The following is a 13,109-nucleotide window of genomic DNA, read 5'->3' as shown; positions in this document are numbered from 1 at the left end:
ACCTCTTCCAGGCCCCCTGCGTGAGTCTTCTTTCCTCGAATTCCGGAGCGTCCGCGTGAACGACACCAACATCCTCGGCCAGGTGGCCCTGGGTTACTCGCCCTTCATCGACAAGAGCCGTGCGGTCTCGGCCACGCGCCTGACGGTGTTCCCGCTCCGCCCCGAATCCCCCCCGGACGTGGCCCAGCTGCTGGGTGCGGTCGGCAACGTCTGGCCCGCCGACGGCGGCCGCGCGTCGCTCAACGTGCTCAACGAAGGCCTGCTCGGCGACCTGATGAAGGCCGAGCCGTCGCCGAACCTGATGGTCGAGGTGCCGTCGTTCATGGCATCCGACCCGGCGAACGTCGAGGCGCTGCAGGCGCTGCACAAGGCCGGCAACACGCTGCTGATCAAGGGGCGCCCCGTCAAGGAAGTGCCGCGCGAGGTGCTGCACTGCTTCACGTACTCCATCGTCGACCTGTCGGAAGACCGCCGGATCAACGAAACCGCCGCCACCGCACCCACCAACATGGGCCGCAGCATTCCGCACGTGCAGTCGGGCGTGCGCACGCTGGTCGAGATGGAGGGCAGCTTCAACCGCGGTGCGGCCGCGGTGCTCGGCTGGCCCATCGATGACGCCATCAACGAATCCCAGAGCAAGGGCAAGGCCGCCTCGGCGGACCTGCAGGTCATCGTCGAGCTGATCCAGCGCGTCGACGCCCAGGAACCCATCGAACGCCTCGAGGCCACGCTCAAGCGCGACCCGTCGCTCGCCTTCAAGCTGATGCGCTACATCAACTCGCCGGCCTTTGGCCTGCGCGTCGAGATCAGCTCGTTCCGCCACGCCATCATGATGCTCGGCTACCAGCGCCTCAAGCGCTGGCTCGCGCTGCTGCTGTCCACCGCGGGCAAGGACAGCAACATGAAGCCGGTGATGTTCGCCGCCGTGCGCCGCGGCCTGCTGATGGAAGAGCTGGTGCGCTCCTCGGGCGACGAGGAGATGCGCAACGAGATGTTCATCTGCGGCGTGTTCTCGCTGCTCGACCGCATGTTCCAGCAGCCGTTCTCGGAACTGCTCAAGACCATTCCCGTGCCCGAGCGCGTCTACCAGGCGCTGGTGGACAACACCGGCCCGTACCAGCCGTACTTCAACGTGGTGCAGGCGGTCGAGAACGAATCGCTGTTCGACTTCCGCGCCGCGGCCGACGCGCTGATGCTGAGCGTGAGCGAGATCAACCGTTCGGTGCTGACCGCGCTGACCTCCGCGTCCCAGATCGAGTGACGCTGGGCGCCGATCGGCGCCCCTGCGTACACTGGTGGGTTCCCCGGCCGGAGACGGCCGGTCCGCCCATTCCCTGTCACTCGATGCCCGGACCATGGCCGACCCCAAGGCGTTGCGTCAATTCCTCGATGTGGTGTCAGACGCCGTGGTCGTGCTCGACCGGGGCGCGCTGGTCCACTTCGCCAACGCCGCCGCCGTGCGCCTGCTGGGCTGCGTGCCCGGCACCCCGCTGCGTGAACTGACGCCCGCCCTCGGCGCCCCCGTGGTGGACGCCGTGACCCAGACCCTGTCCCGCGGCGTGCCGCGCCTGGGGGCCCCGAAACCGCCCGTGCCCGAACGCCTCGTGCTGCCCGACGGGCGGGCTTACGACGTGGCCTTCGTGCCCTTCGAGGGCGAACGCTGGGCGCTGCGCCTGGCGCCGGCCGGCGTGTCGGCGGACAGCCCGGGGGCGGGCGAACTGCTGGGCCTCTTTTGGGATTCCCCGCTGCCGGTGATCGTGCAGGACCGGGAGTTCCGCACCACCCACGTGAACCCGGCCTACGTCGAGTTCACCGGTTTCCGCCCCGACCAGCTGATCGGCCGCGACCCGCTCGACCTGCAGCCCGAGGAGGACCGCGAAGCCAACCGCTCGGTGCGCCAGCGGCTGCTGGACCCTGCTGCCCGCGAGCCGCTGATCGAGCGCCGCATCGTCGACGCCTCCGGGCGCGAACGCTGGTTCCGCGCCGCGCGGCGCCTGATCACCGATGGCGACGGCGAACCCCGCCTCGTCAGCGTCCTGCAGGACAGCACTGCGGAACACGTCGCCCGCCACCGCGCCGACCTGTCCGTGCGCGAACTCGACGACTGGTTCGACCTGAGCCCGGTGGCGATGGTGCTGTTCGACGAACACGGGCTGGTCGTGCGCACCAACCCCGCGTTCGAGGCCCTCGCCGGCCAAGTGCCGGTCGTGATGGCCGAGGCCGATCCGCAGATGCAGCAGCTGCTCGCGTGGGCGGACGGCCAGCCGTCGCCCGCGCTGCGCCCGGGCGCAGCGCCGGTCGAGTCGCTCGCGTGGTTCCCGCAGCCGGACGGCAGCGTGGTGCGGCTGCGCTCGCTCGTCCGCTGCTACCTGAGCGCCGGTGGCCAGCGCCGCTACATGGCGGTGGTGGAGGACCACAGCGCGGAGGAGGAGCGCGACCTCGCCCAGGTGCAACTCGGCGCGCTGATGGACACCGCGGGCGTCGGCCTGGCGACCTACGACGAGGCGGCCGGCTGGGTGCAGCACGGCAGCGCGTTCGGCGGGGCCCCGGACGGGACGGACGAGGGTGGGGCGGTGCTGTCGGCGGCCGCCCTGCAGTCCATCCGCCGCGAGGTGGTGCTGCCCGATTCGCTGCCCGAGTACGACCGGCTGCAGCAGGCGCTGCGCCACGCCGAGCGCGCCGAGGTGCGCTACGCCATCCGCCATCCCGAACTGGGCCAGCGCTGGCTGCTCACGCGGGTGGCGCCGGCGCGGTTGGCGTCGGGCAAGCAGACCCTGTCCGTCGTCACGCTCGACGTGACGGACCAGCAGCAGTCGCACCAGCGCAGCGAACTGCTGCTGCGCGAGATGACCACCATCCTCGAGAGCACCACGGTGGGCATCGCCTACCTGCGCGGCAACCGGCTGGTGCGGTGCAACCGCCGCTTCGAGGCGCTGCTCGGCTTCCGGCCGGGCGAGACGCTGGGCAGCGGGCTGCAGGAACTCTTCTCCGGACGGCCCGAGTCGGGCCGCTGGATCGACGGCATCGCCCAGGCGGTGGCCGACGGCGAGGCCTTCGAGACCGAGGTGCCGGTGGACCTGCCGGGACGCCCCGGCCAGTGGTGCGCGCTGACCGTGCGCCGCGTGGGCGGCACCGAGGCCGCGCCCGAGGTGATCGCGGTGCTCAACGACATCACGCGCCTCAAGGCCCAGCAGCTCGAACTCGAGGCGCTGGCGCGGGACCGCGAGCTGATGTTCAGCGTGTCCGACGTGGGCATCGCCTTCGTGCGCGGCGACCGCATCCAGCGCGCCAACGAGGCGCTCAGCCGCCTGACCGGCTACGAGCCGACGCAGCTCGGGCTCGCGCCGCTGTCCGAACTCTTCGTCAACGCCCACGAGTACCGGCGGCTCAAGCAGCTCTCCGAACACGGGCTTCAACAGGCCGGCCGCTGGAGCGGTGAACATCCGCTGCGCCGGCGCGACGGCTCGCTCGTGTGGGTTCAGGCGAGCCAGCGCCTCGTGACCGACGGTGACCCGGCGGGCGGCTTCATCGCATCGTACGTCAACGTCGACGACCGGCACCGCGCCCAGCAGGCCGTGGGCCTGCAGGCCGAGCGCACGCGGGCCATTCTCGACTCGGTGCTGGTGGGCATCGTCACCGTCGGCCCGTCGGGGATCGAGTGGATGAACCGCTCGGCCCGCCGCATGTTCGGCGGCGACCTGGCGGACTTCGTCAACCAGTCCATCAGCACGGTGGCCACGCCCGACCCCGACCATCCGTTCCGCCGTGCCCAGTACCTCAACGAGCTGGTCGAGGGCCAGGCCGAGACCTTCGAGTGCCGCGTCAAGGCGCGTGACGGCCGCGAGTTCTGGGTGGTGGGCAACGCCGTGGCCACGGGGCGCGAGAGCACCGGCCGGCAGCTGACCTACGCGCTGCTCGACATCGAACGGCGCCGCCAGGCCGAGGCCCGCACCGCCCAGGCGCAGTCGTCGCTGCAGCGCATCATCGAGACCGCGCCGCTCGCCATCACGCTGTTCGACGCCCACACGCTGCGCATCCTCGAGGTCAACGAGGTGGCCGCGCGCAGCGCCGAGCTGGTGCCGCACCAGATGATCGGCCGCTCGCCGGAGGACATCTTCCCGCCGGACGTGGCCGCCGCGCGACGCGACGACATGGGGCAGGCGCTCGTGTCCCTCAACGTGATGCAACGCGAGTACCGCGTGACCACGCTCGGCGAGACGCGCCTGTGGGACGCCCGCTACCTGCCGCTGGCCGCGCCCGGCCAGGCGCCCGACCAGCTGCTGCTGGTGGCCACCGACGTGACCGAGCAGCGCGCCGCCCAGGAGGCCCGCTTCGAGGCCGCCATCGCGCAGCGCGAGATGCTGGTGAAGGAAGTGCACCACCGCATCAAGAACAACCTGCAGGGTGTGGCCGGGCTGCTCCAGCAGATCGGCGCCCGCAAGCCCGAGATGGCCGACGCGATGGCCGAGGTGGGCGGGCAGGTGCAGGCCATCGCGCAGGTGTACGGATTGCAGGTCGGCGTGTCCGGACCGCTGCGGCTGCGCAGCGTGCTGGAGGCCATCACCGGGTCGGTGCAGCGCACCTTCGGCCGCACGATCACGCTGAAGGTGGACGGCCCGTCGCCCGAGGCCTGGGGACTGCCGGAGGCCGAGTCCATTCCGATCGCACTGACCCTGAACGAGCTGCTGACCAATGCCATCAAGCACAGCGCGGCCATCGACGCCACCTCGGAAGTGGCCTGCCGGCTGACGAGCGGGCAGGGCAGCGTGCAGATCGTGATCGCCAACCTCGGGCGGCTGCCGGAGGGCTTCAACCTGGCCCGGTACCCCGGCGGGGTGTCGGGACTGGGGCTGATCCGTGCACTATTGCCGCGACGCAGCGCCAGCCTGACCGTGGCGCAGGAGGACAATCGGGTGGTGGCGACCGTGACCATCGTGCCGCCGGGCGTGACGCGCCTGGAAGGCGCGGCATGACGCGGGGCGCACACACCTTGAGACCCCTGGGGCGGGCCATCCGGGCCACAATGCCGGGGTGCTGCCTTCCCATTCCTTCCTCGCCGAGAATGCTTCCGTGAGCCCCAAAGGCAAGATCCTCGTGGTCGACGATGACCGGCTCGTGCTGGCCACGCTCACGCACGGCCTTTCGCAAGCGGGGTATGAAATCCTCGACGCCGACAACGGCGACGACGCCATCCTTCTCGCGCGCCAGCACCGTCCCGACCTGGCGCTGCTCGACATCCGCATGGAAGGCATGAGTGGCTTCGACGTGGCCGAGTACCTGCGCGACTACTGCCAGATGCCCTTCATGTTCCTCTCGGCCTTCGCCGACGAGGCCACCGTGAACCAGGTCAAGGCGCTCGGCGCCGTGGCCTACCTCGTGAAGCCGCTCGACGTGCGCGAGATCGTGCCGGTGGTCGAGGCCGCCTTCACGAAGATCGGCGGGCGCGCGGCACCCGCGGCCCCCGAGAAGCCGGCAGCGCCGTCCGATGCCGACGTGCTGGCCCAGGCCGTGCCCATGGCGGTGGGGGTGCTGATGCACCGCTATTCGCTGTCGCGCAAGGTGGCGTACGAGCGGTTGCAGCGGTTGGCGGTGGCGGATGGGCGCTCCATCCAGGAACAGGCCGAGCGCCTGCTGCAGGCGGTCGAGCTTCTGAGCAGCTGAACGACGCGGGGCGAGCGAAGCGATGCCCCGAAGTGCGGACGCGAAAGCGGAGAGGCGCGCGTAGCGGCGCCGACCCTTCAAGCCACACGCGAGCCCGGGTCTCCCGGGCGACCCGTGGCGCCCCTCGGGGGCAGGAGCGCAAGCGACTGGGGGGCCAACATCAAATCCAGAACTGGAATCGGGCGCCGCGGTCCACTTCCGCTTCCGCCCAGATGTCCCCGCCATGCCGGCGCACGATGCGCCGCACCGACGCCAGGCCGATCCCGGTGCCCTGGAAGTCATTGGCACTGTGCAGCCGCTGGAACACCCCGAACAGCCGGTCGGCGAAGCGCATGTCGAACCCGGCCCCGTTGTCACGCACCGTGATGGCCGGGCGGCCCTCGTGTTCGCTGCGTTCCATCCAGATGCGCCCCACGCGGCATTTGCCGGTGTACTTCCACGCGTTGCCGAGCAGGTTCTCGAGCACCACGCGCAGCAGCGTGGCATCGCCGTGGCACTGCAGGCCGGGCTCGATGTGCACCTCGACGTCGCGGTCGGGCGACTGGCGGCGCAGGTCGTCGATGATGTAGCCGGCCAGCATCGACATGTTCACCGGCTGGCGCGAGAGGGGCCGCGACGACAGCTGCGACAGCGCGAGCAGCGAGTCGATCATGCTGTTCATGCGCGCGGCGGCGCCCAGCACGCGGTCGAGGTGGTCGTTGCCCACGCGGTCGAGGGCGTGGCCGTAGTCTTCCTTGACGATCTTCGTGAAGCCCTCGACCACGCGGATGGGCGCACGCAGGTCGTGCGAGACGGTGTAGCTGAACGACTCCGAATCGTCCGACGGCGGCTCCACCGGGGCCGGGGCGGAAGCGCGCTGGAACACGAGCAGCACTTCCTCGGGCAACCCGGGCTGGGCGCAGGGGATGCGGTGCACGCGCAGGTTCCAGCCCTCGGGCGCGTCGACGGGCGTGTCGGGCGGCCGGGCGACGGCCTGTTCCAGCACGGGCTTGAGCGCGCCGGGCACGCCCTTGAGCACGTCGTCCCAGTCGGGTTCGCGTTCGGGCGGCGGCGGCAGGATCCACGCCTGGCTCGCCGGGTTGTGCTTCAGGAGCCGCGGCGGCTGGCCGCGGGTGGGCAACGCGACGCGAAGCACGGGGGAGGGCAGGGCCATCAGCACGTCGGTCAGCAGCGAGGTCACGCCGTCGTTGACTGAGCGCGCGGTGCCGACGTAGCCGGCGAACTGGCCCGACGGATCGAGCAACGGCTGGGCATGCAGCAGGTACGACGCGGCCTGTGCGGCGGCGCCCGGGGCGAGGTTCACACGGTAGCCCTGCATCGGCGCCTGCAGGTCGAGGCGGGACTGCAGCGAGGCCATCGTCGACCCGCCGGCGAAGAGGTCGGTCAGCCTGGCACCCAGGCGCAGCGCCGGGCCGTGGGCCGAGGGCAGTGCGGGCGCGCGCCATTCGACGAGGCGGTGCTGGGCGTCGCTGCGCCACTGCCACACGTCGAGCACGCCGCGCATCGCGTGCTGCTCGGCGCGGCTGCGCTGCAGGTCGTCGGCGAGGGCGGCCGTGCGCCGGTGGGCGCGCAGGCCCCACAGCAGGAGCGCGAGGGCGAGCACGAGGGCCAGCAGCGCGACGAGGGGTGCGACCGACGGCGAGGGGGCCGGGGCGGACTGCGCGTGGACCGAACCGCACGCCAACACCAAGGCCGTCGCGGCGCCCGCCAGCCGCAGCGGGCTGGCGCGTGGTACCGCAGGAGGCAGCGAGGCGCGAGTCATCGAATCGATTGTAAGTACCTGCTGCACACCTTCGATGGCCGCGGGCGTGACGTTGGACTCAAGTTTTCGTGCGTACGACCGAATACAGTACGAAGAACGCGTCCCAGGCGCGCCCGGGCCACCATCGAATCCCCCGTCCAGAGTCCCCGATGTCCGAATCCCCGTTCCGAACCGTCGAGGACGATGCCAGCCGGTGGCTGGCGCTGTTGCATGACGTGGTGCGTGCCGCTGCCCGCCTCACCGACCCGGGCGAACTGCTGGGCGAGGCGGGACGGCTGCTGGTGCAGCACCTGCCGGCGCGGCACGTCCGTGTGCTGCGCGTGCGCCGGTTCGAGGCCGACCGCATCGACTGCCTCGACTTCGCGGCCGATCCCGCCGACCCGGCGTCCGCCGAGTGCCAGCCGCTCGACCGCCGCAGCGCGGCCGGCCGTGCGCTCTGCGACCTGAAGATCGTGACCGAATCCGAGGGCGAGGGCCGCCACGTGCTGCACCTGCCCGTGGCCCACCACGGGCACGCGATGGCGGTCCTGGTGGTGTCGGGTGTCGCGCCGGACCCCGGTGCCGGTGGCCTGTCCGAGGTACTCGAGACGATCCGCCTGCACCTGGGCGCGGTGGCCGACCGCCATGCCGATGGCTGGGCGTCGCCACCCGAGACCGATGCCGAGCGTGAATTCCTTCACGCGCTGGTCGAGCAGCTGCCGGTGGGCCTGTTCGTGTTCGACGCCGTCGAGCGCCGCATCCTCCACCTGAACCTGCGCGCCGAACAGGAACTGGGCCTGCGCCGCGACGACGTGCGCGGCAAGACCATGGCCGAGGCGTTCCCCGGCGCCCCCGCCGACCTCGGCGCCGCGGCGATGGACCGGGCGCTGGCCGAGCCCGTCTCGGTCGAGGCCGACCTGGAACTCGAAGCGGGCGACACCCGCCGCATCATCAACCTGCGCCACGTCGCGCTGCGGCGGCCCGACGGCACGCCGCGCTGGCTGATCGCGCTCGCCCGCGACATCACCCTCGAGCGACGGGCCGACCGCGACCTGCAGGAGTCCGAGCGCCGCTTCCGCGAGTTCGCCGAATCGATGGACGACGTGCTGTTCGTGACGAACACGCAGCGCACGAAGTTCCACTTCCTCTCCACCCGCGGCCGCGACGACGGCTGGGACGCGACCCGCGAGGGCCTCGTGAACGGCACCCGCACGTTCCTGCAGAACATGCACCCGGACGACATGGTGCTGATGCGCCAGCGCTTCACCGCCGAGGAGCGCCTGGAACCCACCGACATCAGCTACCGCGCCGAACACCCGACCAAGGGCCTGCGCTGGCTGCGCGCGCGCACGCGCTCGCGGCGCATGCCCGACGGCGAGATCCGCGTGTACGGCCTGATCTCCGACGTCACCGACGAACGCCTGCGGCAGCTCGAACTGCAGTCCGCGCGCGACGCCGCCGAGTCGGCGAGCCAGGCCAAGAGCCAGTTCATGGCGAACATGAGCCACGAGATCCGCACGCCGATGAACGGCATCCTCGGCATGACCGAGCTGCTGCTGGGCACGGCGCTGTCGGACAAGCAGCGGCGCTTCGTGCAGGCGGTGTACCGCTCGGGCGAGTCGCTGCTCGAGATCATCAACGACATCCTCGACTTCTCGAAGATCGAGGCCGGCCGGCTCGACGTCGCCCACATCGACTTCGAGATGCGGGGCGTCGTCGAGGACACGCTGGAGCTGCTGGCGCCCCGCGCGCATGAAAAGGGCCTCGAACTGAGCTTCCGCGAGGCCGACGGCCTGCCGTCCGTGCTCAACGGCGACCCGCTGCGGCTGCGCCAGGTGCTGACCAACCTCGTCGCCAACGCCATCAAGTTCACCGAACAGGGCGAGGTGGCCGTGGAGGTGCGCCGCCGCGCCGACGGCCCCGACAACCTCTTCGAGTTCATCGTGCGCGACACCGGCATCGGCATCGAGGCCGACATGCTGCCGCGCCTGTTCAGCGCCTTCATGCAGGGCAGCATGGGCATGTCCCGCCGTTACGGCGGCACGGGACTCGGGCTCACGATCAGCAAGCAGCTCGTCGAACTGATGGGCGGGCACATCGAGGTGCAGAGCCGGCCGGGGCAGGGCTCGCAGTTCATCTTCGCGCTGCCCTTCGGCGTCGTCGAGGGCGAGGCCGCGTCGCACCATGCCGACCTCGTGACCATGCCGGCGCTGCGCGTGCTGGTGGTCGACGACCTCGAGACCAACCGGGTCGTGCTCGACAACATGCTGCGCGCGTGGGGCATGCAGGTGATCATCGCCACCGACGGCCGCCAGGCGCTCGACATCCTGGGCGGTCACACCGCCGTGGACCCGCGCTTCGACCTGGCCCTGGTCGACATGCACATGCCCCGCGTCGACGGCCTCGGGCTCGCCCGCGCCGTGCGGGCCGACGGCCGGCACCCCGACCTCAAGCTGATCCTGCTGTCGTCCACCTCGTCGCCCGACGACGTGCGTGTGGCCTACGAATGCGGCTACGACCGCTTCCTCTCGAAGCCCGTGCGCAAGGCTGAATTGCGGCAGAGCGTGCTCGCCGTGTCGGCCGGCCGGGCCGACGTGCCCCGGTTGACGCCCCGGCTGAATGCCCACATCCTCGTCGTCGAGGACAATGTGGTGAACCAGGAGGTGATCGGGCAGATGTTGCGGGCGCTCGGTTGCCGTGTCCAGGTGTGTGCCAGCGGACTGGCGGGGCTGCGTGCCCTGTGCGAGACCCGCTTCGACCTCGTGCTGATGGACATCCAGATGCCCGGGATGGACGGGGTCGAGGCGCTCAGCTGGTTCCGCCAGGGCAAGACCCGGAGGTTCTCGTTTGTCACACCGACGGGCACGCCGGTGATCGCGGTCACGGCCAACGCCCTGGAAGGCGACGAAGCGCGCTTTCTCGGGCTGGGGTTCGATGGCTATCTGTCCAAACCGTTTCGTCAAAGTCAACTGCTCGCCATGCTGATCCAACACCTCAGACCTTCGGCACCCGCCGAATCCGCCCCCTCGGGCGGAGGCGCCGCGCCGGCCCCCGCCGCGGCCGCGGGGACGGACGTGCTCGACGCCCAGGCCCTCGAGCGGTTGCGCGAACTCGACCCCACCGGCGAGAACCGCCTGATGGAGCGGGTGGTGTCCGCCTTCGAGACGTCGGTCGCCCGGCTGATGCCCCAACTGCAGGAAGCGTTGCAATCGAACGAACTGGCGGGCATTCGCCACGTTTCCCACACCTTAAAATCTTCGTCAGCCAGCATGGGAGCCGTTAAGCTGTCGAAGATGTGCGCCGAAATCGAAACCATGGCCCGACAGGGTCTGTCCGATGGCATGGACGAACGAGTGGCCCAGCTCACGGCCGAGGTCGAGGTCGTCCGCGCCGCACTGAAACGCATGCTGAATGCCTGACATGACCTCCAGCGCCGCGTTGGTGGATGACGATCCGTTGGTCCAGCCGCGCGTGCTGCTGGTCGACGACGACGAAGTCAACCTCCTGCTGACCGCCATCGCGCTGCGCGAGCGAGGGTTTTCCATTACCGAAGCCACCAGTGGCGAGCGGGCCATCCAGCTCCTCGCCGACTGGCTGCCCGACGTCGTCGTGCTCGACGCCCTGATGCCGGGCCTCGACGGCTTCCAGACCTGTCACGAACTGCGCAACCTGCCGGGCTTCGAGTCCCTGCCGGTGCTGATGCTCACGGGCCTCGACGACGACGCCTCCATCACCCGCGCGTACGAGGCCGGCGCCACCGACTTCTTCGTCAAGTCCACCCAGTGGAGCCTGCTGGCCGGGCGCCTGCGCTACCTGCTTCGCTCCTCCCGCACCCGCCTCGAACTGGAACGCAGCAAGAGCAAGCTCGCCCGCGCGCAGGACCTGGCGCGCATGGGCAGCTTCGACTGGCGCCGCGGGCAGGGCAGCCCCATCTTCTCGCTGGAAGGCCTTCGCGTCTTCGGCATGGGCGCCGGCGACTCGCCGAGCATGCGCGAGGTGCTGCGCATGATCCCGCCCGACGACCGCGACGGCTTCATGATGGTGGTGCACGAGGTGCTGCGGCACAGCTCGGTGCTGGCCACCGACATCCCGGTCACGCTGCCCGACGGCCGGCAGCAGCGCATCATCCACGTCGAGGCCGAGCCCGAGTTCAACGAACACGGGAACATGTCGGGCTACACCGGCATCGTGCAGGACGTGACCGACCGGCGCATGGCCGAAGACAAGATCAGGCACCTCGCCAACTTCGACGCGCTCACCGGCCTGCCCAACCGCCGCCAGCTGATCTGGCGCGCCGAGCGGGCCCTCGAACACGCGCGCCGCCTGAACCACCCGGTCGCGCTGCTGCTGATCGACCTGGACCGCTTCAAGATCATCAACGACACCCTGGGCCACGGCGCCGGCGACGAGCTGCTGATGGAAGTGTCGCGCCGCCTGCGCTCGTGCGTGCGCCACTCCGACCAGGTGATGGAAAGCTCCATCGAGGCCATGGGCTCGCGCTCGCACCGCACGCTCGAGGCCGTGGGCCGGCTGGGCGGCGACGAGTTCGTGGCGCTGCTGCCCGAGGTCACCGACGAGACCGACGCCGAACGCGTGGCCGACCGCATCCTCGACGTGATGCGCGAACCCATCTTCGTGGGCGGCCAGGAGTGTTTCGTCACGGCCAGCGTGGGCATCGCGATGTTCCCGCGCGACGGCAACTCCGTCGCCGACCTGATGCGCAACTCCGACGTGGCCATGTACTCGGTCAAGGCGCAGGGGCGCAACGCGGCGCTGCTGTACCGGCCGGCGCTGGCCGGCAAGGGCCGCGAGAAGCTCGAACTCGAGAGCGCGCTGCACAAGGCCATCGAACGCAACGAGATGGTGCTGCACTACCAGCCCAAGATCGACGTGCGCGGCGCGCGCATGGTGGGCGTCGAGGCGCTGATGCGCTGGCAGCGTGGCAACACGCTGGTGCCCCCGGGCGACTTCATCCCGCTCGCCGAGGAAACCGGCCTCATCATCCCGCTGAGCGAATGGGCCATCCGCGAGGCCGCCCGCCAGGCGCGCATCTGGCAGGACAACTTCGGGTTCTCCGACTCCATCGCCGTCAACCTGCCCAACCGGCTGTTCGAGCGCACCGACCTCGTCGAGAACATCCACCAGGCCGTGACCACGTACGGCGTGCCGCACCGCGTGATCGAACTCGAGATCACCGAGACGGGCCTGATGAAGGACCTGCAGAACGTCATCCCGTCGCTGCACCGCCTGAACGAGATCGGCGTGGAAATCTCCATCGACGACTTCGGCACCGGCTACTCGTCGCTCGCGTACCTCACCACGCTGCCCATCAGCGAACTCAAGATCGACCGCTCCTTCGTGCGCGACCTCGGCATGACGCCGCAGAGTTCGGCCGTGGTCACCGCCATCATCGCGCTCGCCCGCTCGCTCGGCCTGCGGGTGATCGCCGAGGGCGTCGAGAACATGCGCCAGATGGAAGTGCTGCACCGCCTCGGCTGCGGGGTGATGCAGGGCTTCCTGTTCAGCAAGGCCCAGCCGCCCGACGTGCTCGAGCAGTGGTTGCAGCAGACCGTGCTGCCGCGCAAGGCGCCCTGGATCGTCAACGTCGACGAAGCGGAGGCCGCCGACGCCCTCCGTTCCATCGCGGAGGCCCGCAGCGCCCGCTTCAACAACCCGCCGGGCTGATCCGCTCCACCGACACCGTTCC

General features: G+C 70.4%; 6 protein-coding genes. 5 read left to right on the top strand and 1 reads right to left on the bottom strand.

The window, feature by feature from the left end:
- The first annotated feature begins 55 nt into the window (after positions 1 to 55).
- From A4W93_RS17820 to A4W93_RS17810, 3 genes are all read left to right on the top strand, one after another.
- Positions 56 to 1,261 (top strand): EAL and HDOD domain-containing protein, encoded by a 1,206-nt coding sequence (locus A4W93_RS17820; RefSeq protein ID WP_085751883.1) that lies wholly within the window; start codon positions 56 to 58, stop codon positions 1,259 to 1,261.
- Positions 1,262 to 1,355: 94 nt separating this feature from the next.
- Positions 1,356 to 4,973, top strand: a complete 3,618-nt coding sequence (locus A4W93_RS17815) for a PAS domain S-box protein (RefSeq protein WP_085751882.1) — start codon at positions 1,356 to 1,358, stop codon at positions 4,971 to 4,973.
- Positions 4,974 to 5,070: 97 nt separating this feature from the next.
- Positions 5,071 to 5,661, top strand: a complete 591-nt coding sequence (locus A4W93_RS17810; RefSeq protein WP_085754220.1) for a response regulator — start codon at positions 5,071 to 5,073, stop codon at positions 5,659 to 5,661.
- 160 nt (positions 5,662 to 5,821) lie between these two features.
- Here the strand turns inward: A4W93_RS17810 and A4W93_RS17805 are convergent, their stop codons facing one another.
- Complete coding sequence (locus A4W93_RS17805; protein ID WP_157131687.1) at positions 5,822 to 7,423, bottom strand: sensor histidine kinase; 1,602 nt, start codon at positions 7,421 to 7,423, stop codon at positions 5,822 to 5,824.
- Positions 7,424 to 7,572: 149 nt separating this feature from the next.
- On the opposite strand from A4W93_RS17805, the gene A4W93_RS17800 reads away from it, so the two are divergent.
- Entirely contained in the window at positions 7,573 to 10,821 is a 3,249-nt protein-coding gene (locus tag A4W93_RS17800) for a hybrid sensor histidine kinase/response regulator (RefSeq protein ID WP_085751880.1), read from the top strand.
- Position 10,822: 1 nt separating this feature from the next.
- On the top strand, positions 10,823 to 13,087 hold the full coding sequence (locus tag A4W93_RS17795) for a putative bifunctional diguanylate cyclase/phosphodiesterase (RefSeq protein WP_085751879.1): 2,265 nt from the start codon (positions 10,823 to 10,825) through the stop codon (positions 13,085 to 13,087).
- Positions 13,088 to 13,109 lie beyond the last annotated feature (22 nt).

The sequence above is a fragment of the Piscinibacter gummiphilus genome (genome assembly GCF_002116905.1).
Classification (GTDB): Bacteria; Pseudomonadota; Gammaproteobacteria; order Burkholderiales; family Burkholderiaceae_C; genus Rhizobacter; species Rhizobacter gummiphilus.
This window is presented reverse-complemented; position numbering and strand designations above follow the sequence as displayed.